Source organism: Pseudosulfitobacter sp. DSM 107133, assembly GCF_022788695.1.
Classification (GTDB): Bacteria; Pseudomonadota; Alphaproteobacteria; order Rhodobacterales; family Rhodobacteraceae; genus Pseudosulfitobacter.
This window is the reverse complement of the sequence record NZ_CP085156.1, coordinates 70064-95883: the sequence shown is the minus strand read 5'-3', so window position 1 is coordinate 95883 and position 25820 is coordinate 70064. Positions and strand designations below refer to the sequence as shown.

18 protein-coding genes, 2 pseudogenes and 1 riboswitch are annotated in these 25820 nt (G+C 62.7%); of the genes and pseudogenes, 3 read left to right on the top strand and 17 right to left on the bottom strand.

All coding sequences use genetic code 11. From position 1 onward, the window contains the following. The first annotated feature begins 4 nt into the window (after nucleotides 1–4). Nucleotides 5–1222, top strand: coding sequence for an IS110 family transposase (locus DSM107133_RS20560; protein WP_114295301.1), 1218 nt, complete (start codon nucleotides 5–7; stop codon nucleotides 1220–1222). Between the two features lie 24 nt (nucleotides 1223–1246). Here the strand turns inward: DSM107133_RS20560 and DSM107133_RS20555 are convergent. The 15 genes and pseudogenes from DSM107133_RS20555 to DSM107133_RS20485 form a co-directional block, all read right to left on the bottom strand. Then, nucleotides 1247–1777: pseudogene (locus tag DSM107133_RS20555) on the bottom strand (IS6 family transposase); the annotation flags it as partial. 165 nt (nucleotides 1778–1942) lie between these two features. Further along, a riboswitch (TPP riboswitch) is annotated at nucleotides 1943–2043 on the bottom strand. A gap of 29 nt (nucleotides 2044–2072) precedes the next feature. Next, entirely contained in the window at nucleotides 2073–3743 is a 1671-nt protein-coding gene (locus DSM107133_RS20550) for an FAD/NAD(P)-binding domain-containing protein (protein ID WP_114295302.1), read from the bottom strand. 104 nt (nucleotides 3744–3847) lie between these two features. Beyond that, on the bottom strand, nucleotides 3848–5659 hold the full coding sequence (locus DSM107133_RS20545; protein WP_240310679.1) for an acetyl-CoA hydrolase/transferase C-terminal domain-containing protein: 1812 nt from the start codon (nucleotides 5657–5659) through the stop codon (nucleotides 3848–3850). Then, nucleotides 5652–7715, bottom strand: a complete 2064-nt coding sequence (locus DSM107133_RS20540; protein ID WP_240310680.1) for a 3-hydroxyacyl-CoA dehydrogenase NAD-binding domain-containing protein — start codon at nucleotides 7713–7715, stop codon at nucleotides 5652–5654. The genes DSM107133_RS20545 and DSM107133_RS20540 overlap by 8 nt, the downstream gene beginning before the upstream one ends. Continuing rightward, nucleotides 7712–8995, bottom strand: a complete 1284-nt coding sequence (locus DSM107133_RS20535; protein WP_114295305.1) for an acetyl-CoA C-acetyltransferase — start codon at nucleotides 8993–8995, stop codon at nucleotides 7712–7714. Before DSM107133_RS20535 ends, DSM107133_RS20540 begins: the two co-directional genes overlap by 4 nt. After that, nucleotides 8992–11241 (bottom strand): acyl-CoA dehydrogenase, encoded by a 2250-nt coding sequence (locus DSM107133_RS20530; protein ID WP_114295306.1) that lies wholly within the window; start codon nucleotides 11239–11241, stop codon nucleotides 8992–8994. Before DSM107133_RS20530 ends, DSM107133_RS20535 begins: the two co-directional genes overlap by 4 nt. 78 nt (nucleotides 11242–11319) lie before the next feature. After that, a complete protein-coding gene (locus tag DSM107133_RS20525) occupies nucleotides 11320–12366 on the bottom strand; it encodes a c-type cytochrome (RefSeq protein WP_114295307.1) in 1047 nt (348 codons plus the stop codon). Beyond that, nucleotides 12363–12899, bottom strand: coding sequence for a cytochrome c oxidase assembly protein (locus DSM107133_RS20520; protein WP_240310699.1), 537 nt, complete (start codon nucleotides 12897–12899; stop codon nucleotides 12363–12365). The genes DSM107133_RS20525 and DSM107133_RS20520 overlap by 4 nt, the downstream gene beginning before the upstream one ends. Nucleotides 12900–12940: 41 nt before the next feature. After that, nucleotides 12941–13342 carry a hypothetical protein gene (locus DSM107133_RS20515; protein ID WP_114295309.1) on the bottom strand — a complete coding sequence of 134 codons (402 nt, stop codon included), beginning with the start codon at nucleotides 13340–13342 and terminating at the stop codon, nucleotides 12941–12943. Beyond that, nucleotides 13339–15903: a cytochrome c oxidase subunit I gene (gene ctaD, locus DSM107133_RS20510; RefSeq protein ID WP_114295310.1), complete on the bottom strand. Its 2565-nt coding sequence runs from the start codon at nucleotides 15901–15903 to the stop codon at nucleotides 13339–13341. Before ctaD ends, DSM107133_RS20515 begins: the two co-directional genes overlap by 4 nt. Beyond that, nucleotides 15900–16874, bottom strand: a complete 975-nt coding sequence (locus DSM107133_RS20505; RefSeq protein ID WP_114295576.1) for a c-type cytochrome — start codon at nucleotides 16872–16874, stop codon at nucleotides 15900–15902. The genes ctaD and DSM107133_RS20505 overlap by 4 nt, the downstream gene beginning before the upstream one ends. 40 nt (nucleotides 16875–16914) lie before the next feature. Further along, the gene (locus DSM107133_RS20500) at nucleotides 16915–18312 is read right to left on the bottom strand and encodes an APC family permease (protein WP_114295311.1); all 1398 of its coding nucleotides are present in this window, start codon (nucleotides 18310–18312) and stop codon (nucleotides 16915–16917) included. Between the two features lie 69 nt (nucleotides 18313–18381). Next, complete coding sequence (locus DSM107133_RS20495; protein ID WP_114295312.1) at nucleotides 18382–20853, bottom strand: membrane-bound PQQ-dependent dehydrogenase, glucose/quinate/shikimate family; 2472 nt, start codon at nucleotides 20851–20853, stop codon at nucleotides 18382–18384. Nucleotides 20854–21019: 166 nt separating this feature from the next. Beyond that, nucleotides 21020–21175 carry a hypothetical protein gene (locus DSM107133_RS20490; RefSeq protein ID WP_162792159.1) on the bottom strand — a complete coding sequence of 52 codons (156 nt, stop codon included), beginning with the start codon at nucleotides 21173–21175 and terminating at the stop codon, nucleotides 21020–21022. Nucleotides 21176–21245: 70 nt separating this feature from the next. Beyond that, nucleotides 21246–21482 (bottom strand): hypothetical protein, encoded by a 237-nt coding sequence (locus tag DSM107133_RS20485; protein WP_114295313.1) that lies wholly within the window; start codon nucleotides 21480–21482, stop codon nucleotides 21246–21248. Between the two features lie 288 nt (nucleotides 21483–21770). Between DSM107133_RS20485 and DSM107133_RS20480 the strand changes: the two are divergent. Then, nucleotides 21771–22563 (top strand): annotated as a pseudogene (locus DSM107133_RS20480) (SDR family oxidoreductase). Between the two features lie 105 nt (nucleotides 22564–22668). Here DSM107133_RS20480 and DSM107133_RS20475 read toward each other — a convergent pair. Together DSM107133_RS20475 and DSM107133_RS20470 are read right to left on the bottom strand one after the other, a co-directional pair. Next, complete coding sequence (locus DSM107133_RS20475) at nucleotides 22669–23022, bottom strand: PRC-barrel domain-containing protein (RefSeq protein WP_114295314.1); 354 nt, start codon at nucleotides 23020–23022, stop codon at nucleotides 22669–22671. A gap of 252 nt (nucleotides 23023–23274) precedes the next feature. Next, nucleotides 23275–24681: a trehalose-6-phosphate synthase gene (locus DSM107133_RS20470; protein WP_114295316.1), complete on the bottom strand. Its 1407-nt coding sequence runs from the start codon at nucleotides 24679–24681 to the stop codon at nucleotides 23275–23277. Nucleotides 24682–25060: 379 nt separating this feature from the next. Between DSM107133_RS20470 and otsB the strand changes: the two genes are divergently transcribed. Continuing rightward, nucleotides 25061–25795, top strand: a complete 735-nt coding sequence (otsB, locus tag DSM107133_RS20465) for a trehalose-phosphatase (RefSeq protein ID WP_162792160.1) — start codon at nucleotides 25061–25063, stop codon at nucleotides 25793–25795. Nucleotides 25796–25820: the final 25 nt, after the last annotated feature.

Here is a 25820-nt window from a genome sequence, read left to right as displayed (position 1 = left end):
AATCATGAAGATCATTGCCCTCGATGTGCATCGTACCTTCGCACAAGTGGCTATCCTGGAGAACGGCAAGATCAGGGATGCCGGTCGCCTGGAGCTTGAGCGCGAGCATATCCTGAAGTTTGCAGAGCGGCTGAATGTGGAGGACGAGATCGTTCTGGAAGCGACGGTCAACACAAAAGCCATCGTGCGACTGCTGTCGCCCCGTGTGAACCGGGTTGTCATCTCCAACCCTCTTTTGGTGGGCGCTATTGCCTGGGCCAAAGTCAAGACCGACAAGATCGACGCGTCGGTTCTGGCGAAACTACACGCCAGTGGTTTTCTGCCTGAGGTTTGGATGCCAGATGAGGAAACAGAACGGCTTCGTCGCGTCGTGGCTGAGCGGGTGCAACTGGTCTCCCAGATGACCCGTCTCAAAAACCGGATCCATTCGGTTTTGCATGCCAATCTGATCCCGCCCTTTTCCGGCTCTCTGTTCTCAAAGCGCGGAAGGGCCTGGCTTGAGGCGCTACCTGTTGCCGAAGATCAGCAGCGCGTCATCCTCCGCCATGCCAGCGAACTTGATCGGCTCGGTCACGACCTCAAGCAGATCGATGAGGATCTTGCACAGGCAGCACTCCAGGAACCGCGGGTGAAGCAACTGATGACTATCACCGGTGTCAACATGATCGTCGCATTGAGTGTCCTGGCTGCCGTTGGCGATATCGGACGGTTTTCATCGCCAGAGAAGCTTGTCAGCTATTTCGGCCTCAATCCCCGGGTACGGCAATCTGGTGACAAGCCTGCCTATCACGGGCGCATCACCAAGCAGGGTCGATCACATGCGCGAGCGATGCTGGTGGAGGCAGCCTGGTCGGTGTCCCGAACACCTGGCCCGCTGCGAGCCTTCTTTCAACGGATCAAAGAAAAGCGCGGGAACCAAGTCGCAGCAGTCGCGACAGCGCGTAAGCTGACGGTGGTCATCTGGCACATGCTATCGAAAGGCGAAGAGTACATCTGGAGCCGTCCTGCTCTCCTGGACTGGAAGCTTAGAAAACTGGAATTGGCCGCAGGGTACCCTTCTAAACGGGGTGGCAGGACAAAAGGGTCAGCAGCCGACTACAGCCTCAAATCGGTGCGCGATCGGGAACGAGAGGCTGTCGGTCACGCGGAGGAAGTATACCGCCGCTTCGTCACAAAATGGAAGCAGAGGTCGCCAATGGCCGATCCGGTTTCACATCAGTAGGTCAACCAAAAAAGGAGCTCCGTACTTCAAAAACTTCTTGTCAAATACATCCGTGAGATATTTGGATTGAACGATACCGATGATCCGACCAACTCCAGTGAATTTGAGGATGACATTTAGACTGTGCAAGCCAGCCAAATTGGCACCGCTCTTGTCGATGGCAATACGGTCCGGGACACCGTTGGTGCCAACGGTACGCATGAAGAATCTGCGAGCCGCAGCGGTATCACGACGCTCTGACAGCATGAATTCAAGGGTCTGCCCGTCACGATCAACCGCGCGATACAGGTAAGTCCAGGTTCCACGAACTTTGATATAAGTTTCATCCATCCGCCAAGAGACGGCAGTCGACCGCTTTCTCGCCTGCGCATTTGCAGCGATCAGCGGCGAGTACTTCACCACCCAGCGATTCAACGTGGCATGATCAATTTCAACTCCGCGTTCAGCCATGATGTCTTCCAGATCCCGATAGGAGACGCCGTAGCGCACGTAGAAGAATAAAGCGTACAAGATCACGCTTTTCGGGAAATGGTTCCCTTTGAATTCAATCGCCACAAATGGGGACCCTACATCAAGCTCAAAAGCCCGCACCTACCATGCGCAAGCCAGTCCAACCAACCGCAAAAACTTTGCGACAGAACCGTGTGGATGCCCGTGGCGTCATAGCTTCCTCCACCGGCGACAGGAGGAGGAAGAACAGCGTGCGGGGGTGGCCCCGTGACCTGTTCGTGTTCCGTTTCCTACGCCGGTATTGTCCGGATCAGGTTCGATGGGTTGGCTTGCGCCTCTCAGCCCCTTTCGAGGCACCCCAACGGATTCGTCCATGTGGTAGCAGCCGTCCTGTCGGGGATCAAGCGACGCCGGTGCGGTGATCCGCCTCCCATCGCGCGCAAACGCCTCTGGCCCAGCGGTACGACGATTTGCCGAAACAGTCATGCAGGGAATCCACCGCGATCACACTCCCCAGCGCCAGCCGTCCCAGCAGGCACAATTGCGGTATCTCGTGGCCCTGTTGATCCAAGACATGCCCGTCAGGCGCGGTGCGCGCCGCCAACCCATCGGCCAAAGACGCCAACACGCCCGCATCCACCAGCGATGCCACTGGCGCCGCCGCAATGGCCGACAGATCGGGCGAAGGCAGCACCGCGTCGATCATGACAGAAACGCGGGCGTTTTGCTCAGCGCCCTGTAGCGTCCAGCCTTCCTCTGTCAGGGTGAAATCGGGATCGGCGGCAAGGTCCAGATCGACAATTCCCGCCTCCACCAATGCCAACAGCTCTTGGGCCGCTGACAACGGGGGGCCGTAGCTGTACCGCTTTAGCCCTTCGTCGAACCCGACCAGCATCTGTGCCGTCTCGGCAGGTGTGTCAGCGGGGTTGTACCCCTTGCGCAGGTCATCCTGTATCTTGCGCCAGACCTGTCCGGCCACATATCCGATGGTCGGGTCAAGCGTGCCATCAGCCAGCCCGATGCCCATGCGCAGGCTTTCGATCGGGTTCAGGTCCGTTTCCTGCGCACCGGGTTTGATCCATTCGCGATGCAACCACTCTGACACCGCGCCTTGCGGAACCTGCCTGTGACATTCTGACAGGATGCGTGTCACGGCGGGGTCCAGTGCGGCATTGATCGCGGCGCGCGCGCTGTCGGGATCCGTCTCGGCGGCCTGTGCGATGGCGCGGGACAACCGGGTCACCTCGGCGCGGTGCAGATCAAATCGCGCGTCCAGCGGGGCTGTTACAGGTTTTGGGAATGGCGGGTGACCGTTCAGTGAAAACGGATAGATGCGTGCGGGTTCGCAGCCTGACGGATGGTATCCTTTGGCATCAAACGACCCGCCCTGCCCGCAGGTCAGCACCCGCAAAACGTCAAAGGTGGACAGCCCCAAACCGCGAATGGCCACGGTGCAGCCTGTCCAGTCTCGGGCGCGGTCGGCCAGTTGGTTCGCGGGATAGGCCCGCGTCAGCGTGCCCTGACTGCGGCCGACATGGGCCTGCCATTCCGCCAGTTGATCGTCGGGGCGCACCTGTGGCTGTCCGGGTGTCAACAAAACCTCGTCATAGGGTGCGCGCCACGTCCCACCGGCCTTTACCCGCCAGCCCTCGGCGCTGTGCTCAACCCGGCTGACCCGTTCGGGGATGATCGCAACCGTTCCTTGTGCCGTGGTCCGCAGATCATGCAACCGCGCCTGCAGATACTGCCCCATCACGGCGCGCGGCGGGAAACTGTCGGGGTCAGCCTGTTCGCCGGTGTGCCGGGCGTACCAATCCGCAAAGCTGCCACAGCGTGAAAACGCGGGCGGGCGGATCGCGATGTCACGAAAGGGGATGTTCAGCAGGCAGAGCGGGCTTTCGTCAGGGTGGAAATTCGGCCCTGCCCCCGGTGCGTCAGAGGGGTCAAAGACATCGACGGCGACGCGACAGGCGCTGTCCTGCAAATGCGTGACCAGTGCCTCAAGCGCGCCGAGGCTCCGTGGGCCGAGACCGAGAATTGCAATCCGTGCCAGACCCGCCTCTGCTATCATTTGAAACCCTTTCCCAGACGGCCAGCCGTGCGCGGGCCTGTCTTTTACGATATATGTCTACAAACATGGCCGACCGCGAAAAAGTTCCGCGCGGTCTGCTGTCCCTACCCGACCTTGCGCAGCGCGCCTTTCAGTGCCAGCGCCTCCAGCCGGTTGCGCAAACCGCGTGGGGCGCTCAGTGCCATACGCTCCATGCAGGCGCGGTTGGCATCCCCGGCCCGCAATCCACCCAAGACCAGACGCGCCATGCCGAGGCGGTCGCCCTGGGTTTGCGACAACAGGTCCAGCGCGGGCAGCAACCGTTGTTCGACGGCATCAAAGTCGGTGCCAAAGGGAAATTTTGGCAATTCCACCGGATCAAGCCAGCCGTCCAGATGCCGCGGCGTGTTGCACCGCCACCCGTCAGGCACCGCAAAGTCCGCCGCCAGTTTGCCCGCCGCCTTCGCCTGTGCAACCAGATCATCCTGAAACCGGCTGTCGGCAATACGCACCATGCGCGCCACCGCCACCTCGTCCCGCACCCCGCGCAGATCGGCAATGCCGTATTCCGTCACCACGATATCGCGATAGGCGCGCGGCACGCTTTCGTGCGGATGCGACCAGACGATATTCGATGTGGTCCGCCCCGCCTTTGTCCGCGTTGCGGGCAGCGTGATGATCGACCGCGCCCCGTCCAGTGCAAAGGCCTGTTCGACAAAGTTGAACTGACCGCCAATGCCGCTGACCACTTGCCCGCCTTTCGTGATGTCACTGGTCACACCGCCCAAAACGCTCACCTTCATCGCCGCGTTTACAAAACGCGCATCGGTGCGGGCGGCGCGTTTGGTCTCTTCGTCACCGTAGAGCTGGTTAGTGAATGACACGGGCATCATGCGGATGCGGGCGTGTTCGGCATCCGTCAGACCGCGCAACGCCGCGTAAAAGGCACGGCAATCCACGAAAAACCCTGCGTGAATGGCAACGCCGTCAACCTCGCGGCGCACGATCCCCGCCTTGAACAGTTGCAGTATCCCGTCGACCAGCATTTCGGTCACCACGTAGAGACCCGCGTCAAACGCCCCGCTTTCGTCAAATCGGTCCCCCGCAAAGGGACTGTTGCGCTGGATGGTCTGGGCCTGCCCCGCGTGCCGCAACATCAGCGCATGGGCCACCGCGTCGCCAATCGCGCCGATGCCGATCTGCAGCGACCCGCCATCGCGGATCAGCCGCGCCACATGCAAGCCGATGGCATGTTCCACCGCACCCACGGGGCGTTTGACCACCGAGAACAGCTCGAACTGCGGGCCCTCGTCCATCAGCATCTGAATTTCGTCACGGGCCACCCGCGCCTGCGGGCCGGTCATCGCGGGCAGCCTGTCGTTCGCTTCGGCCGCGACAATGAAATCCTGCCGCCCTGCCCGCCGGTCGTGCAACAAGTCGGCCGAGATGTCGGTGTTACACGACAGGCTAAAGCTGCCGTCCTCCAGCGGGGCCAACAGCTGCATCATCACGTTGGGCCGCCAGCGCCGCAACACGTCCAGCGCATGGGTATAGTTCGCCGCGATATAGCGGCGCTGCGCCACAGGCTGCGACAGCCAGCGCCCCGCCTGCATAAAGAATTCCGACACCTCGATGTTGTCGGGCAAGGTGCCGTCGCGCATCCTCCGCGCATAGTCGATCTGCGGGTACTCACCGAACAGACGGTCGGCGGCGGGGGCCAGCAGGCGGCGGGCCATGCCCTGCGCCATATCGGGGCGTTCCAGCGTCAGCGCGGTCAGGATCGACAGGCGCACATCGGGACGTTCCGCCACCGCACGCGTCAACGCATTCAGCAATGTCACCGGCTTGCCCAGTCCCAGCGGCAGCGCCAGACGGATGTCACCGCCGGTGCGTTCGATGATCTCGGTGGCGATCCGGTCGGCGGTGTTCTCAGCCAAAAGAGGACCACCCCGCATCAGGGGCAAACCGTGCACCATGTTCCGCCGCCAGCGCCTCCAGCCGTTGCGGCACATCGCGGCGCACCTTGGCATAGTGCATCGGCCCGCCACGGAACGGCGCCCATCCGGTGCCAAAGATCACAGCAGCGTCCACGTCATCGGCATCCTGCGCCACGCCCTTGCGCAGACATTCCACACCGGCGTCGCACATCGGCAGGATCAGCCGGTCAATGATGCTGTCGGACGGATCGTCTGCGGGCGCATCGGGGGGCGTTTCGCCCTTGTCATAGTCATACAGACCGCGACCGGATTTGCGCCCTGTGTGCCCCTTCTCCACCATCTCGGCCAGCCAGTCGGGCGTGTCGGCCATCGGACGGTCAAGCCCGTTGCGCAGCGACCGCGCAACCTCAAGGCATATGTCCAACCCGACCTGATCCGCCAGCGTCACAGGCCCCATCGGCATCCCGAACGCCAGCGCCGCGCGGTCGATCTCTTCCTTGGATTTGCCTTCCTCCAGCATCACCATCGCCTCCATCAGATAGGGGCCCAGGATGCGGTTCACCAGAAACCCCGGATAATCGGTCACCCGCACGGGCAGCCGGTCGATCCCTTCTGCAAAAGCCGCCAGCCGGTCCAGCGTTTCGGGCGTGACCTGAGCGTGAGAGACAACCTCGACCAAAGGCATCTGCGAGACAGGGTTAAAGAAATGCAACCCGGCGAAACGCTCCGCATCCGGGGCGCGCGCCACCAGATCGGCCAGCCGCAGGCTGGACGTGTTGCTGGCCAGTATTGCATCGGGCTTCATCACACCGGCAAGCGACGCATAGATCTTTTCCTTGATCTCCGGCTTTTCGGGGGCGGCTTCGATCACCAGATCGGCGCGGGCACGGCCCAGCCCCTGCGGATCAGGCATCATCCGGTCCAGTGCATCGCGCGCGTCGATCCCGCTCAGGTGTTTCTTGTCATAGATGCCGACGGCGCGTTTCACCGCCTTGCCCAGCGGGTCCAGCGCCACGTCTTCCAGGGTGACACGTTTGCCCTGCATCGCGGACCATGCGGCAATCTCGGCGCCCATCGCGCCGGCACCGATCACGTGCACATGGCGGATGCCGTCCGCACCCTTACCCTCGGATTTCAGTTTGCGGCGCAGAAAGAAGACGCGGATCAGGTTCTGTGCCGTGGCACTGTCCAGCAGATCGGCAAAGGATTTCATTTCGGCCTTTTGCATCCCGGCTGCATCGCCGCCGTGGTCCTCCCACAGATTGATCAGCGCATAGGGCGCGGGATAATGGTCGTTCGGTGCCTTTTTCTCGGCTTCGGTCCGCATCCGCGTGGCGGCCAGTGACCGCGCCGCGCGGGTGCGCAGCGCCGTGGCGCGCAGCCCGCCGGTGTCGTGGTCCAGCTTGCCCGCCGCTGCGGCACAAATCGCGGCCTCGACATGGCGCACGGGCACCAGCGCGTCCAGAATACCCAGCTTGCGCGCCTTGCGGTCATGGGCCGGACGGCCGGTCAGCATCATCTGCATCGCCGCCACCGGATCAATCAGCCGGGTCAGCCGCACGGTCCCGCCCAACCCCGGATGCAGACCCAGCTGCACCTCGGGAAAGCCGACCTTGACGCCATCGACCCCAATCCGGTGATCACAGGCCAACGCCAGCTCCAGCCCGCCGCCCAGCGTGTTGCCATGCACGACGGCGATGGTGGTGAACGGCAGCGCGGCCAGCTTGTCCAGCACCGCGTGGCCCTGCTCCAGCTTTTCCATCGCCGCGTCACCGCGCAGATCGGCAAAGCCGTCGATGTCCGCCCCCGCCGCGAAACCGCCCGCTTTGGCCGATCGGATCACCAGCGCGCGCGGATTGTCCTGTTTCGCCCGGTCCAGCAGATTGTCCAGTTCGCGCAACACGCTTTCGGAAATCACGTTGGTGCCGGTGTCGGCGCAGTCCAGCCACAGCTGAGCAATCTCCCCCGCGCCATAGCGCCAATGCGCGACACCCTCGGGGCGCGGCGTGTCTGCGGGCGTGGGTTTCTGTGCGTAGCGTTCCAGAACATCCATCATGCGGCCTCCAGCAGCATGGCACCGCCCAGCCCGCCGCCGATGCATTCGGTGGCGATGCCGCGACGGACACCTTTGTGTTTCATGGCATTGGCCAGATGCAGCACAATCCTGTTGCCGCTGGCCCCGACAGGGTGCCCCAGGCTGATCGCGCCGCCATCCACGTTCAGACGCCCCCGGTCAATCCGGCCAAAGGCGGCGTCATAGCCCAACACCTCGCGGCAAAAGTCGTCATCCTGCCACGCGGCCAGACAGGCCAGAACCTGCGCGGCAAAGGCCTCGTTAATCTCCCACAGGTCGATGTCATCCACCGACAGCCCGTGCCGCTGTGCCAGTGGGGAGGACGCCATAACCGGGCCCAGCCCCATGACCGCGGGATCAAGTGCCGCCCATTCGCTGTCAACCAGCTGTGCAATCGGCTCCAGCCCGTGCGCCTTCACTGCCGTTTCAGACGCAAGGACCACCCAGGACGCGCCATCGGTGATCTGGCTGGAATTGCCCGCCGTCACCTTGCCGTATGGTTTTTCGAACGCGGGGTTCAGTTTGGCCAGATGGCTCATGGAATTGTCGGGGCGCACGCCGTCGTCGCTGCCATGGGCGACCCCGTCGCGGTCAAAGGCGGGCAGAACCTCGTGGTCCAGCCGCCCGTCCGCCTGTGCCGCCGCCAGCCGTTTGTGACTGTCCACCGCATAGGCATCTGCGGTTTCGCGATCGATGCCGAAACGATGCGCCAGCACTTCGGCGGTTTGCCCCATGTTCAGTGCCGTAATCGGATCGGTCAGCCCGCGTTCCAGCCCGATGACGGGGCTGAAGAAATCGGGGCGCAATTCGGTCAGTTTGGCGGCCTTGTCCATTGCGCCCTTGGCCTGTGCCATGCCGCCGAACCACTCGGTCGCCTCGCGGTTGTAAACCAGCGGCGCATGGCTCAGCGCCTCGGTGCCGCCGGCCAGGATCATCTCGTGACTGCCATCGCGGATATAGCGAAAGGCGGTGTCGATGCTTTGCATGCCCGAGCCACAGTTGATCTGCACGGTAAAGGCCACTTGTTCGTTACCCATGCCCAACCGCAGGGCCGCGACGCGGGCGGGGTTCATTTCGTCCTGAATGACGTTCACACAGCCCAGGATAACAAGGTCAAAAGCATCGCGCGGCATCGGCTGGCGCATCAACAGCGGCCTGCCGCATTGCACGGCCAGATCGACCGGCGTGAACGGGCCCGGTCCGCCGCGCGCCTTGAGGAACGGGGTGCGGGCACCATCGACGAGGTAAACGGGTCGGGTCATTCTGCAGCCTCTCTGGGGGTAAATCTGTCGGGGTCTTGCGGCGCGTCGGGGAACATGGCCGCGATGTGTTCGGGGCTGTACTCGTCCACCGCCACGACCTTTTGCACCGCCGCATCCACACGCTGAAGCTGCGTGTGTTCGGCGTCGGTCAGCGCGCCGGACTTCAGCGCCTCTGCGGGCGATTGCTTGAGCTTGCGCAGGCGTTTGGTCAACGGTTCGGCGTCGATCACCATACGATAAGCGGTGTCCAGCAACCCCTGCCCGCTGTCAGGTTCACCCGGATGCAGCACGCCCACCAGACGGTCGCGGGTTTGCGACGGGTGGTACAGGATCATCGCGCATTTCTCGGCCAGTTTGTCCGACGGTCCGCGCGACCGTGACCGTGGCAACAGCGTCGGGCGCAGCAGCCAGCCGACCCAACGCGCGGGAAAGTTGGCAATGGTTTCGTCCAGCGCCCGCCCGATGCGGTTGAACGACACTTCGGCCGCGTATTGCACCAGCGGCAAATCCTCGGCGTGCCGCCCGTCGTCTTCCCACCGTTTCAGCGCCGCCGACACCAGGAACATCTCGGACAATGCATCGCCCAACCGCGCCGAGATCATCTCCTTGCGTTTCAGTTCGCCGCCCAGCGTCAGGAATGCCATGTCCGCCGTCACGGCAAAGGCCGCGGACCAGCGGGACAGCCGCGCATAGAGCGGCGCGATGTCGCCCGCGTTGTCCGGCACGTCGCCGCGCCCGGTCCAGGCGGACCACCATGCGCGAAAGAATGTGCGCGTCGAATGGCCGACATGCGCCCAGAAGTGTTTGTCAAAAGCGGTCAGGGATTTTTCCGGGTCCGGTTCCTGAAGCGCCTGCATTTCATCCAGCAGATGCGGATGCGCCCGGATGGCCCCCTGACCAAAGATGATCAGGTTGCGGGTGACGATATTGGCGCCCTCGACCGTGATCCCGATGGGAATGGCACGGTAATGCGGCTGCAGGTAATTCAGCGGCCCGTCGATCACTGCCTTGCCGGAATGCACGTCCATCGCGTCATTGATGCTTTCGCGCATCCGCGTTGTGGCGTGATATTTCATGATCGCGGAAATCACGGCCAGCTTGTGGCCCTCGTCCAGCGCGGCGGTGGTCAGGCGGCGACCGGCGTCAATGGTATAGGCATTGGCCGCGATCCGCGCCATCGGTTCCTGCACACCGCCAAACAGGCCGATGGGCATGTTGAACTGTTTGCGCACGCGGGCATAGGCCCCCGTTGTGTGCGCCGCCAGCGCCGTGCCCGCCGCCGACAGCGACGGCAGCGAAATGCCGCGCCCTGCGGCCAGCGCGCTCATCAGCATCATCCAGCCCTTGCCTGCGTAGTCCGGCCCGCCGATGATATTTTCCAGCGGAATGAACACGTCCTTGCCGGTGGTCGGCCCGTTCATGAACATCGTGCCAGACGGCAGATGGCGGCGGCCGGTTTCTACGCCCGGCAGATCGGTGGGCACCAGTGCGCAGGTGATCCCGATGTCGGGCGTGTCGCCCAGCAACCCATCCGGATCGCGCAGCTGAAACGCCAGCCCCAGAACCGTGCATACGGGCGACAGGGTAATATAGCGTTTGGCCCAGTTCAGGCGAATGCCCAAGACCTCCTCGCCCTGCCACTGCTGTTTGCAGATCACGCCCTCGTCGACCATGGCCGAGGCGTCCGAGCCTGCGTCCTCACTGGTCAGACCAAAGGCAGGCAATTCCTTGCCCGAGGCCAAACGCGGCAGCCAATCGTCGCGCTGCGCCTTTGTGCCGAACTGCAAAATCAACTCTCCGGGCCCAAGCGAATTGGGCACCATCACCGTCACCGCACCGGCCACCGACCGGCTGGAAATATAGCGCACCACTTCGGAATGGGCATAGGCGGAAAAGCCCAGACCGCCGTATTCCTTGGGGATGATCATCCCGAAAAAGCCATTCTCGCGCAGGTAATCCCACGCCTCGTCGGGCAGGTCGCCTGTCACGCGATCAATCTGCCAACTGTCCAGCATGTCGCAAAACACGCGGCATGGCCCGTCGACAAAGGCCTGTTCTTCCTTCGTCAGCGTCAGCGCCTTCATCTTGCGCAGCATCGTCCAGTCGGGCTTGCCCGAGAACAGCTCTGCCTCGAAATGCACATCGCCCGACGAAATCGCCTCGGCTTCGGTTTCGGACAGGGCGGGCAATGCGGTCTTGGCCCAGTTGAAGATGGGCTTGGTGATGTAATCGCGGCGAAATGACATGATATGGTCCCTCCACCGCAAAAACGCACAGACCACGGCCCTAGTTCCCTGCGGATCGGTGATGTCGGCCCGTGGTGGTCACTGCCCTTGGGGCGTGGTGCCCTGTTCCGCGTACCAATCGGCCAGCGCCGCGATGTCGGCATCGCTCAGGTCCTGCGCGGCCTTGGTCATCAGGTTCGCGCGCGCCCCGCCGCCGCGATGGCCGTCGCGCCACAGCTTCAACTGGCTTTCCAGATAGGCGCGGCTTTGTCCCGCCAGCACCGGTGCAATTGGCGCATCCGCTTGACGGGCAGGACCGTGACAGGCGGTGCAGGCGGGCACCTCGGCCGTGCCGCGCAGGGCAAGCCGGGCGCCGGCGTGATCCGGTGCGACAACCTCCTGACGTTGCAATTCATCCGCCTGCGCCGTTCCGAAATTCTGGGCGATGCGGGTGATCTGACCGTCGGTCAGCCCCGCTGCCGCCTCTTGCATGATGCCGCTGGGGCGGGTGCCGTCGCGGTACTGGACCAGCGCCTGCGTGATCTGGTCAGGGGTCAGAATGTCCAGCCGCGGCACATAACTGTTGACGCTTTTGCCGCCCTCACCGTGACAGGCCGAACATCTGGCCGCGCCGGATTTTCCGCCCGTCAACTGTGTCTGCTCTTGCGCCGTCATATCCGGCACCGCGTTCAGATAGGCCACAACGGACCAGATTTCATCGCCGCGCCCGTCTGCGGGCCAATGGGGCATGCCGCTCATCTTGACGCCCTGTTCGACGATCCAGAACATCTGTTGCGGTTCCCAATCTGCCGTCGCTTCGGTGATGTGGGGCGGCGGCGGGTTCATCGCGCGGGCCGTGGCGCTGCGCGGCTGACCCGGCACCGAATGGCAAAAGGCACAAGCGCTCTGATAATGCAGCGCGCCCAAGCGGATGCGGTCGGCGTTGCCGATGTCCTGCGGCACCTCAGCCGCATCCGGCGCACGCAGGCGCACCGATTGCTTGAACGTGGTGTGCAGCAGCCAGCCAACGCCGGGAAAATGATCCTGCCTGCCTGACACGTTGTACAGGCCAAATCCCACAACCGCCGCGCCGGCCACCGCGCCAAAGACCGCCAGCGCCGCCAGTGTTCGCAAAACGTGTTTCATGCCAGCCCCCTGTTGTCATCCAATGCCTGCGCCACGCGCGCCAGCCCCGCCACCAGATAGACCGGCGTCCCGATGCCCAGCATCAACAGCCCGCCCAACTGCTGCGCGTCCAGATCCGGCGCGCGTCCGCAAATTTCTGCATAAAGGTCGCGCGGCGCCAAAATGATCAGCGCCCCCAACAAGGTCATGTGCATCGACGTCAGCAACAGGCCCCCCGCCCCCGCCAGCGGTTGATCGGCGCGCAGCGCCCCGGCCCAGACCAGCAGCCCCGCGATCAGGAAACTGCCCTGTTCCAGCACCAGCGCCGCGCCGTTCCCGTCGGCCCAGCCGTGCAGCCCCGGCAGATGCCAGCCCCAGACAACCCCGAATTCGACCGCCGCCCCGACCAGAGGCGACAGGGCAAAGGGGCGCGTGGCCTGCGGAAACCCCAGCACCAACAGCGGCGTGGCAATGGCCACCAGCCCCATGTGCCGCAGCATGTGATGCGGAAAATCCGCGCCCGCCCAAACGTCCAGCGGCAGCAGCCACAGCATAGCCAGCACCAGCAGGCCAAGGTATCCCAGCGCACGCCGCCTCACTGGCACGACCCGATCAGCAGTGCAGGCAGGGCGACATAGCAAACCCCGATGAACGAGATCACCGCCAGCAGAAACGCCGCATGGCCCAGAAACTGATGACGGTCCTCGCCGGTGCCCTGATCGTTTTCCCAATCCCGGTCACGCACCAGATCCCATTGCCGCCACGCCTGCCAGCCCAGCCATATGATGGCGATCAACGCCACAGCCGTCCCGACCCCGATGCCCAACCGCAAGCCGTCGACAGCGCCAGGCGCGCCCTTGGCGCAGATCACTGCCGTCGCTGCGTATGAGGCGGTGAAGTGCAGCGCCCAGATCAGCGGGCCAAAGGTGATCCGCCACAGGCTGACGGCCTCGGACCGGAATGCGCGGGCGTCTTCGTTCTCATTGATCTCGGTCATGGCAGCCACCCCGGCACCAGCCCCAGCACAGCCGCCGTCACCACCGCTTTTAACGCGACAAAGTGCCAGTAGAGCGTGACATTGCGCAGATCCGCGTCATGGCGCGGCGTGACCTTGGCAAAGAGGCTGCCCGCCAGACAATAACACTGCATGATGATCCCCGCGCCCAAGTGCACAACCAGCCAGACCATCAGCGCCCACAGGATCGCGGGATAGACATGGGACACCGGGTCCAGATCGCGCACCGCCAGCCACGCGGCCCCGGCGGCCGCGGCCGCACTCAGCGGCGCCAGAACCAGCGCCCCCCGCGCCAGCATCACCTTGCCCCGCCGGTTGACCTCGCGGGCCAACAGGGTCGCGGCCCACGCCAGCACCCCCAACAGCGCAGTTGCCGCAACCCAGACGCCAATGGCATGCTCTGCGTCTGCGGGCGGGAAATCCGGGCGCGCGGTCCAGTAGAAAAAGAACCCGAACACGATACTGGCAAAGGCGGTCGCATCACCCAGCATGGTGATCCACATGGCCCACCAGCCCACGGCATCCGGTCCCGAGGCAAACCTGGGCAATCGCAGCCCCAGCCCGGCTTCGCGCATGTCCGCCTCTTGCGGGCGCGCGGTGCTGGTCCACAGCCAGTAGAGCACACAGGCAATCGCAAAGGCACCGCAGACAATGGCGGGCTTGTAGATATGGAAGGTCGGGAAAATGAACGCCCCGCCGGTAAAGAGCGCTGCAAGGATAGTAATCCACGCGGGGCCGGTGACACGCTGCACATAGATCGGCTTGGCATCAATCACCGACGTTACGATGGTTTCGCGCTGGAGATCCGGCGCATCCTGCAGGTAATAGCGCCCCGCATCCATACGTTCGACCACCTCGGGCTGATCCCACAGCGGATAGCGCGAGGTGATATAGGGCACCGACCGCACGCCCCATGCCTCTTCGGGGACGTCATGGGAAAACTCCAGCGTGCCCGCACCCCAGGGATTGCGCGGAATTTGCCCCTGTCGCGATTTGGGCCGCAGCAGGTCATAAACGAAGACGGCAAAGCCCGCCGCCACCACAAAGGCACCGATGGATGAAATCAGATTCAGCGTCCCCCACCCCGCGCTTTCGGGATAGTTGAACACGCGACGCGGCATCCCCATCAGCCCGGTCAGGTGCATCGGCAGAAAGGTGACGTTGAACCCGGTAAAGATCAGCCAGAAGGCCCAGCGGCCCAGCCGTTCGGACAACAGCTTTTTCGCAAAGAACGGGTAAAAGTAATAGACCCCCGCAATCAACGGAAAGACCATGCCGCCAAACAATGTGTAATGCAGGTGTGCCACGATGAAATAGCTGTCATGCGCCGCCCAGTTGAACGGCACGATGGCCAGCATCACACCGGTCAGCCCGCCCGCCACAAAAATCGCCAGCGCGCCCGCAATCCACAGCATCGGCAGGGTCATCCTTACCCGTCCGACCATCAGCGTTGCAATAAAGGCAAACAGCTGAATGCCGGTCGGGATCACCACTGCCTCGGAGGCGGCGGAAAAGAAGCCCAGCGAGATCTGCGGCAGGCCGGTGGTGAACATATGGTGCACCCACAGCCCAAAGCTGAGGAATCCGGTGCCCACCGCCGACAGCACGATCCACGAATAGCCCACGATGGGCCGGCGCGCCACGGTCGGCACAATCATAGCCGCGATGGCGATGGACGGCAAAAAGACGATGTAAACCTCGGGGTGCCCGAAAATCCAGAACAGGTGCTGCCACAGGATCGGGTCGCCGCCGCGTTCGGGGTCAAAGAACGGCCAGTTGAACGACCGCTGCAATTCAAACAGGAAATCGCCCGCGATCAGCGGTGGAAAGGCAAAAAGGATCATGGCGCCCACCACCATCACATACCACGCATAGAGCGGCATGATGTTGATCCGCATCCCCGGCGGCCGGCATTTCAGCGCACCGACGATCAACTCGACCGCGGCGGCGATGCTGGCGACCTCGATGAACGACAGGCCCAGCAGCCAGATGTCGGGACCGACGCCTTCTTCCTCGGTGGCCAGTGGCGGGTACATGAACCACCCCGCCTTTGGCCCTGCATCGAACAACAGCGACCCCATGACGAAACAGCCGCCGATCAGGAAACACCAGTAGCCATAGGCCGACAGGCGCGGAAACGGCATATCACGTGCGCCCAGGAACGCGGGCAGCAACAAGATGCTGATCGCCTCGAACATCGGCACGGCGAACAGGAACATCATCGCCGAGCCGTGCATGGTAAAGAACTGGTTAAACCGGTCCGCATCCAGAAAGGTCATACCCGGAAAGGCCAGCTGCACCCGCATCGCCAGCGCCAAAAGCCCGGCAAGCAGCATGAAGCCGAACGCGGTCAGCGCGTACCAGATCCCCACCTCGGTGTTGTTGACAGCCGAGAAATAACGCCATCCCTGCGGCGTTTTCCATGCCGCGCGCAGCTCTGCCGTACCCCGTTCCCGCTCTTCGGGCGGCACGGGTGCGCTCAGCATCTCCTCGGTCGGGGGATATGGCCCTTCGGCCACGGGCAGCGGGACGGGGCGTGTCATTCCAACCCTCCCAGATAGACGGCAAGCGCGGTCAGGTCGGCAGCGGGCAGGTGGTCATAGCTGGGCATGGCAACCTCGGGTTTCAGGGTCTCGGTATGGGCGATCCAGTTGGCAAAATCGGGGGCCGCAACGCCAAGGATACCGGCCCCCAGCGACAGGCGGCTGCCCACATGGGTCAGGTCCGGTCCCACCTGTCCCACTGCCTGTGTGCCGCGCACGGTGTGGCAACTGCCACAGCCTTCGCGCGCAAACACCTGCGCCCCGCGCGCGGCCTCTTCGGTGTCGGGCGGGGCGGCGTCTCTGGCCTCGGCGGTCAGCCAGGCCTCGAAATCCTCGGGCGCCATCACCACGGTTTCAAAGGCCATCAGCGCATGCGAGGCACCGCAGAATTCGGCACATTGCCCGCGATAGGTGCCCGCCGCTTCGGGCAGGAACGACAGGTATGTCTCGCGCCCCGGTATCATGTCGACCTTGCCACCCAGCGCAGGCACCCAAAACGCGTGGATCACCCTGTGCGCGTTCAGCACCAGCCCCGTGCGCCGCCCCACCGGCAGGCGCAATTCGTTGGCCGATGTCACAAGGGTGCCGTCGGGCCGTTCATATTCGACCCGCCACCACCATTGTTCGGCAGTGATGTGCACCCGCATTCCCTCATCCGCTTCGCGCGGGGCCTGCATCAGGGGCAGACTGTACACCAACAGCCCGCCCAGCAGGACAACCGGAAACAACACCCCACCGCCGATGATCAGCACCTCGGCCAGACGCCGCGACATCTCGCGGGGGTTGATCCGCGTCACATAGACGAACAGCCCCCCGACCAGCAGCCACAAAACCAGCGCGCCGACAAACATCACCATCGCCAGATCATAGACCAACAGCGCATCGTGCCCCGACGGATTCAGCACCGATTGCCGCCCTTCGCCACAGGCGCAGAGCAGCAGAGCGGCGGCCAAAACGACCGGCGTCCGCAGCCGCGGCAGCCCCCACAGGCGGGTCAAGATTGCCACCGCATCATTGTGCCAACTTCTCCATATCGTCCCCACCGGGGGTTTCCCCCTTTGATCTCATGTAAACGACGGTCACCCCCCAAAGCACCACACCGATGGCCAGCAGAATGCCCGCAATCAGGTACTGCACCGGATCGCGCCCGGTCCAGGGCCCGACAAAAAACGCACAGCTTGCCGCGCCGATATAAGGCAGGCCAAGCGGCGCGGTAAAATGGTCATGGTCCACCCGGTCACTGCGCAGCACCAACACCGCCACATTGACCACGGCAAAGACCGCCAGCAACAACAGCGCCGTGGTCCCGCCCAGATCGGGCACCGCCCCGACAAAGGTGATCAATCCCGCCGCCAGCGCCGTCGTAAACAGGATCGCCACCCAAGGCGTTTGACGGTTCGGCAGCACATGACCCAGCACATGCGGCAACACTTTTTCCTGCGCCATCCCGTACAGCAACCGCGACGCCATCAGCATGTTGATCAGGGCCGAATTGGCGACCGCACACATGGTGATCACCCCGAAAACACCCAGCGGAAACCAGGGCGCACCCGCCTCGACGACCTTCAGCAGGGGCGTGGCGCCTTCGCTCAGCTCATCCGCCTCGACCAATGCAATCGCAGTCACCGACACCAACAGATAGATCACGCCGGTGATCAGCAGCCCGGTCAACAATACCTTGGGGAATATCCGCGAGGGGTTTTTGGATTCCTCCGCCATGTTGACCGAATCCTCGAACCCGACCATTGCGAAAAACGCCAGCGTCGTTGCCGCGATCACCGGCCAGAACAGACCTTTGTCCGACCCACCGCCGCTGAAATCAAAGGCCCGGCCGAAATCGCCCTGCCCGCCCGCCAGGGCCCAGGCCCCGATCAGGATGATGATGACCAGCCCCGTCAGCTCGATACAGGTGAACACCACGTTCATCTTCACGCTTTCCCCGACCCCGCGCAGGTTCACCGCCGCAATCAGCCCCATAAAGCCAAGGCTGATTGCGGTGACGCCAAAGGCCCCCGCGCCGAAACCGGCCGTCTGGGCAAAGTTTTCAGCAAAGGCGCGCGACGCCGTCGAGGCCGAGGTTATCCCCGAAGACATCACGGCAAACGCCACGAGAAAGGTCAGGAAATGCACCCCGAACGCCTTGTGCGTATACAGCGCCGCGCCCGCCGCGCGGGGGTATTTCGTCACCAGCTCAAGATAGCTGCACGCCGTCACCGTCGCCAGAACAAAGGCCACGAGAAACGGCAGCCAGACCACGCCGCCGACCTCTCCGGCGACTTTGCCCGTCAGCGCGTAGATGCCGGTGCCCAGCACATCGCCCACGATGAACAACAGCAATAACCCCGGACCCATCACCCGCTTGAGCTTGGTGTCCTTGTCGGCACTTGTGTGTGTATCCGGTCCCGCCATGACCTGTTCCTTTGCGGCACGAAAACTCTGTTGCGTACCGCGCGGCCTTAGCGCTGCGCGGCGTAACTTTTATTGGGCCGGAAGCGCGTAGGCGATGATTTCGTCGCCGACTTTGGTTTCCATGAAATGATGCCCGCCCGGATAGATCACCACGTATTGGCGACCTTCGACTTCGTAGGTCATCGGAGTGGTCTGTCCGCCCGCAGGCAGGTCAACCGCCCACAGCTCCGCGCCGGTTTCCGTGTCGAAGGCGCGCAATTTGTTGTCGGTGGTGGCCGCGACAAAGGTCACACCGCCGGCGGTGGTGATCGGCCCGCCATTGTTCGGCGTCCCGATGGTCAGCGGCAGCATCGACGGGATGCCAAACGGCCCGTTGTTTTCCGCCGACCCAAACGGATGATCCCAAAGGGTTTCGCCCGTGGCCAGATCAATGCCCCGGATCCAGCCATAGGGCGGCTCGGTACACAGCATTCCGGTAAAGGGCACCCGCCAGCCTGCATTCACGCTGATGGCATAGGGCACGCCCTCCATCGGGCCGGCCTCGCCGCCTGCGTCGCCGCCCGCTTCGTCGAATGCCTTGATACCGCGTGCATCTGCGACATCGCGGGGGATCAGCTGATTGTAGTTGGGCATGTCGTTGTAATTGGCGATCAAAATGCCGCGTTCGGGGTCCACCGACACGCTGCCCCAGTCCGACCCGCCGTTGTAACCGGGGTACTGGATGAACGGCTTGTCCGCGGATGGCGGCGTGAACTGCCCGGCGTAATTGGCGCGACGGAACTGGATGCGGCACCACAGCTGGTCGATCGGGCTCATGCCCCACATATCCTGTTCGGTCAGTGGCGGCTGGTTCAGGTTGGCATAGCCGGAATAGGGCTGTGTGTCCGCGATATAGTCGGGTTCCACACTGCCCAGTTTCGGCGCGGGGCGTTCCTCGACGGGGAACAGGCTTTCTCCGGTTTCGCGGTTCAGCACATAGATTTGCCCCTGCTTGGACGGCAGGACAAGTGCCGGCAGAGCCCCGTCGTCAGTGGGAAAATCCACCAATGTTACCTGACTTCCCAGATCATAGTCCCACACATCGTGGTGCACCGTCTGAAAATGCCAGACCTCTTCGCCGGTGGTGGCATCCAGCGCCACCAGTGACGTTGCAAATTCATTCTCTTCCGCGCTGCGGTCACTGCCGTAATAGTCGCTCGAAGAGTTGCCGAGCGGCAGATAGACATAGCCCAGTTCCTGATCCCCCGAGGCCATTGTCCACATGTTCGGGGTGCCGCGCGTATAGGTTTCGCCCGGCGCAGGTTTATCAACCACCCCGCCCTGCCCCAGATCCCAGGCCCACAGCATGTCGCCCGTGATCACGTCATAGCCGCGTATCACGCCCGAGGGCGCATCGTTGGCCTTGTTGTCGCTGACCTGAGCACCGATCACCGCCACGCCGCGCACGATTGTCGGCGGGGCGGTCACGGCGTACCATCCGGGCACGGTCTTGCCCAGACCGTCGTTCAGATCGACCATCCCCGCGTTGCCAAAATCCAGACACAGCTGACCGGTGTCCGCATCCACCGCGATCAACCGCGCGTCCAGCGTTCCGACCAGAATACGCGCCGCACAGGCGGCGTCCGGCGCCGCGTTTGCCGATTTGTGATAGGCCACGCCACGACAGGTGGCGCCATAGGGAACCGCATCTTCGGAAACCTGCGGATCATAGCGCCAGCGTTCCAGCCCGGTCGCCGCGTCCAGCGAGAGCAGTTGGTTCATCGGGGTGCAGACAAAAAGCGAACGCCCCACTTTCAGCGGCGTGTTCTCGGGCGAATATTTTCCACCCGAGGTTTCGCTGGGCATGTCGCCTGTGTGCATGGACCAGGCCTGTTCCAGCTGGGCGACGTTTTCGGGTGTGATCTGTGTCAGCGGCGAAAACCGCTGGCCGTGGATGCTGCCGCCGTAGACCGGCCAGTCCGATCCCGGTTCCAGCAGGGTATCGGGCGCGGCGCGCGGGTCTGTCGGTTGTTCGGCCGTTTGGGTCACGGGTTCGGTCTGTGCGGGATTTCCATCCTGCGCTGCATCTTGCGCAGGTGCCTGTTGCGCCAACAGCGGCGTTGCACCGCCCAGCCCGATGCTCAGCGCCGCGACCACAGCCCCCGCCACCATGGCGGCACGGCGCAGGGGACGGCGCAGGCCGGGCAGTGCCATCAGCACCAGAATAAGCATCACCGTCGGCGCAAAGACACGCGGCAGCAGCGCCCACCAGTCCGACGCAGGCTCCCACCCGTCCAGCGTGACCTCCCAGACCGCCCAGATCAAAGTGCCAAGCCAGATCGCAATATAGAGATAGACGCCGCTTGGCCGCCGTTTCATCAGCAGCCCCCCGGAAACGATCATCAGGACGCCGGTGATTGCATAATACCAAGAGCCGCCCAGTGAAATCAGCCAGACGCCTCCCGCCGCCAACACCAGACCGATCACCGCCACAACAAGGCCCACACCAAGCGCATACAAAGAGAAACCCGTGCGGGATTGCGACGTTGCGTGATCGGTCATGTTGAACCTCCTTGATGCAATGACGCGGATCAAGACGCCCGCGTCTTTTAAGGTGCAAACGCACATGCCTGCGCCGGGTTCCACTTGAGGTTGGAAAATTCTGGGTGCGCAGGGGCCGCGCGGGTCAGGTCGGGATCGCACGCAGGGAACAGGGCGCGCGACCGGCTTACTTGTCGTCTTTCACCTTTTCAGGCGCTTTTTCGGGGTTCTTCCGGTCGAATTCGTCCGGGTCATGCGCGCTGCCTTCGTGGTCGCTCTGGCTGTTGTTGCGGTCTTTTTGGGGGGGACGCTTTTCGCGGGCCCCTTTGGGATCGTTGGGCATGGTGGTTCTCCTTTGGGTCAATAATCCTTGGCTGATATTTTCCGAACGCGGCACCGATCAAAACGCGCCCTCAGGACCCCGATGAGGGCCTCTGCTTGGGCTTCTTTTCCCTCTCGTCATCCACATCCGCCTCGGCGGGGGCGTCTCCGGGTTGTTTCATGTTCAGGTCACCCTTGGCGTTTGCGTTCACGTCCCGGCGATGCTGCCCCGCGGGGTCAATCTGTTGGGCGGTTTGATTGATGGTGTTCCCGTCCCGACGCTGAACTTCGGTCGGGATGATCTTTTTCTGTTCCGTTTCGTCTGGCATGGCTTTTCCTTTGCATAGGCTCTGAATTCAGTTCTCGACAGTCACGTTCGGGCACGTGCGGACACGTCCGGGCCTTCGGGTATGAAAACGCCCGCGCGCGCGGCTTTGTTCCGCTACCAGAACGGGAACCCACCCCCCGCTGCTGCGTTGTTTTTCCAGAGAATGACGCGCCCCGCTGTGTCGGGGGTGCGCGCCTGAAAACCCCATAAATCTGGAGGCTCAAACATGACTGACGAAAACTTTGACGCATTGGACAGCCCGCAGCGCCAGCCGGGACACGCGCATGAGATGGACCCCGCGCCTGACTACATGCCGCGCTTTGCCGGGTCTGACCGGCTAAGGGGCAAGGTCGCGTTGATCACGGGCGGTGATTCCGGCATCGGACGGGCCACGGCGGTCCTGTACGCCCGCGAGGGTGCCAAGGTCGCGATTGCCTATCTGGACGAACATGACGACGCCGAAAAGACCCGGTCGCTGGTTCAGGCGGAAGGCTCCGAGGCGTTGTTGTTGCCCGGCGACGTGGGCCAGAAATCCTATTGCCAAGACGCCATCCGGCAGACCGTCGATACATTCGGACAGCTGGATATTCTGGTCAACAGTGCGGGCGAACAACACGCCCAAGACAACCCCGAAGACATCGAGGAAGCCCAGCTGCGGCAGACCTTTGAGACCAATATATTCGGTACGATCTTTATGACGCAGGCGGCGTTGCCGCATATGAAACGGGGCGGGCGGATCATTTGTCTGACGTCGATCACCGCCTACAAGGGGCAGGACCTGCTGATCGACTATGCCTCGACCAAAGGGGGCGATCCTTGCCTTTCTACGCGCGATGTCCAGCAAGCTGGCTGACAAGGGCATCCTTGTGAACGGTGTCGCGCCGGGGCCGATCTGGACCCCGCTGATCCCCGCGTCCTTTCCCGAAGAGGCGGTAGAGGACTTTGGCAAGAACGCCCCGCTGGGCCGGGCCGGTCAGCCAAACGAAGTCGCTCCGTCCCTGCTCTTTCTGGCCTGTGACGATTCCTCTTATATGACGGGTCAGGTCCTGCATCCCAATGGCGGCACGCTGGTCGGGGGGTGATCGCCCGGCGGCATTCGCGCCCCAATCGCAGGGTTCTGACACAGGCACAAAAGAAAACGGCCCGCAGAACGCGGGCCGTTTGTCATTTCGCCATGGCTGCGGCGTTCACATCCAATAGAACGGCACGCCATAGTGTTCGTGGGTCCGTCGTTCCCAATCCGGATCGGCGTACCAGTCGTCGCGGCGGTCGGGGGCGCCGGTGACCTGACTTTCGGTGATGTCGGTGACAAAGCCGCCTTTTTCCGTGTCATACCGCAGCTTGCCCCACGGCACCGGGAAATGATCCTCGCCCAGTCCCAGAAATCCGCCAAAACCCATGACCGCATAGGCCACTTTTCCCGAAACCTTGTCGATCATCAGATGATCAATGGTGCCGATGTTGGCACCGTCGCTGCCATAGACTGTCGTGCCGTTGACATCGGACGAAGAAACCAGATTTCTTTGTGTCGATTGTTCCATCAGAGTGTCCTCCTGTGTGATGGTCTGTGTGATTGAAAACGGATGCCTGTGGTGATTGGTTCCGCTGTGGCCGCCCCGCTGGCAGAGTTTCGCGCACTGTCTGAAGCACTGTCTGAAATGGCCGACGTCGCGTACAATTTGGTACCCAATTGGCGCATCATTGGCTGTCCCCGCGCGCATGGAAACGCCCGCAAAAGGCCCCCCGCCGGTTGTCACAACGATTGTCTGCGGGTCGCCGCACTGCGCCCGGATTTACGCGTCTGATCTGGCTTCGGCGTTGAAATTTGACCACGACATCTTGTCTCTGCTGGCGCTCAACGCCTTGAGATAGGTTTCGCTCCAATGTGCGACGTCCGTGGCCTTGACCCGTTCCATACAGGACGCATAACGCCGCTTGCGTTCGTCCAGCGGCATGTCCAGCGCCCGTGCCAGCGCCTCGCTCATTTCCTCGATGTCGTAGGGATTGACCTGCAACGCCTGGGTCATTTCCTCGGCCGCCCCGGCCATACGCGACAGAACCAGCACGCCGGGGTCATCCGGGTCCTGTGCGGCGATGTATTCCTTTGCCACCAGGTTCATACCATCCGCAAAGGGCGTCACCAGCCCCACCCGCGCCTTGCGGAACAGTTTGGCCAACACGTTCCGGTCAATGTTGCGATGAATATAGCGCACCGGTGTCCAGTCCAGATCCGCGTTTTCGCCATTCACCCGGCCCGACAATTCCTCAAGCTCGTGCCGGATGTCGCGATAGGCGGACACTTCCTCGCGGGTTGGCGGCGCGATTTGCAACAGGCTTGGACGGCGGGATTTGTCAGTCCGCATTTCCAGAAAGCGCCCAAAGGCGCGGAACCTGTTCGGCAGCCCCTTGGAGTAATCAAGCCGGTCGACCCCAATCACCAGTTCCCGCGGCAAGGCACGCGCGATGCCGGTGTCGTCCAGCTCTTGGCTGGCTGCATCGACAAATGCCTCGACGTCGATCCCGATGGGGAACGACCGCACGGCAATCCGTTGCTCGCCATATTTGATCTTGCCGTCGTTCATCAGTTCTGCGCCGAACTCGGACCGGAACAGTTCCAGACAGCGCGCCACATCCGAGCGTGTCTGAAGCCCGACAAGGTCAAAGGCCGCAAGCCACCGGGCCAGATCGGCCGTGGGCGGCAGCGCGCCCAGATCCCCCAGTGCAGGAAACGGAATGTGCAGGAAAAACCCCAGCTTTCCGGTGAACCCCAGCGCGCGCAATTCCAGCGCCAGCGGGAAAAAGTGATAATCGTGCACCCAGATAAGGTCATCGGGCTCGGCCACCTTCATGATCTGCTCGGCCAGATGTCTGTTCACACGTCTGTAGCCTTTTTCGTAACGTCGGCTGATCTGAACCAGATCCCCGCGCCGGTGACACACAGGCCACAGGACGGAATTGGCAAACCCAAGGTAAAAGGTGTCGTAATCTTCCTGCGTCAACTCAAAGGCCAGCCTTCTGTAATTGGACTGGTCGCCGATTTCCTTCAGGCTTTTCGAGGCGTGCGGCCTAAGGTCGGGGTCGGACCCGATCCAGATCCCCCCGGTTTTGCGCAGCGTTTCATGCAGGGCGTAAACAAGTCCCCCGGAAGGTGTGGCCGCCGTCGGAATGCGATTTGACACCACGATAAGCTGGCCGGACATGACTGTGTTTTCTCCTCTGGTGCGTCTTTCCAATACCAAAGGCCCGCGTTGCCGATGCGCCCCGTGACTTTGGTTTCCATTCCAAACCAAAACAATTTCACTCAAGAAAAGTTCATTTGAAAATGGCGAAAAGTTAATACCAGTCAAGGCATCGCCCGATGCTGTGCGCGCGCCGCCCTTGTCAAATTAGCCCTTCTCAAAGTCGCTGTTGTCAAAGTCGGTGGCGCCCACCGCACAAACCGCTTTGCTGGGTCGGCTCTGGTTGAAATTCGATCCGGCGACGATACCTAATTCGTGAGTGTGGGGGACCGGTTCGCTGGTTTCTCAAAGCGCAAAGGTCACTTTGTCGCCGATGAAAGCCCGAATAAAAGATCAGATGATGCAAGACGCCCCTCCCCCTCCTCCGATCATAGACTGTGGAAAACACGCGTTTTTCCTTGATTTTGACGGCACCCTGGCCGAAATCGTCGCCCGCCCCGAAGAGGCTCAGATCACCGCGCACATGCGGGATTTGATTGGTCGGCTTGTGGACCGCACCGATGGGGCGGTTGCCGTTGTCTCTGGCCGCTCGCTGGCGGATGTGGACCGGCTGATGTCGCCCCTCGTGTTGCCGGTGGCAGGATCACACGGGTCGGAACTGCGTGGCTATGACGGGGCCCAGCAGACGGACACAGACCGCAAAATTGACCCGGACGCCTTGCAAAGGATCACCGGATTTGCCCGGCAAACGGGTCTGCAGGCCGAACAAAAACCGGGCTCGGCGGCCCTGCACTACCGCTCTGCTCCGGACCGCGCGCAGGACAGTATTGCCCTGATCGACGACCTCGCGGCGACGGACGATCGCTATCGCGCGGTGCACGGCAAGATGGTCAGCGAACTTGCCCTGTGTGCCCATGACAAGGGCACCGCGCTGGCACATTTCGCCAATTCCGCCCCCTTTGCGGGACGGGTGCCGGTGATGGTGGGGGACGATGTGACCGACGAAGACGGCTTTCGGCGCGCGCAGGCGCTGGGGGGAATGGGCATAAAGATCGGTGCCGGAGAAACCATCGCCGCCCACAGACTGAACTCGATCGGCGCGTTTTCACGCTGGCTCGAAGACATCATTCGGTGACCTGAAACAGGAAACGAAAGAGGAC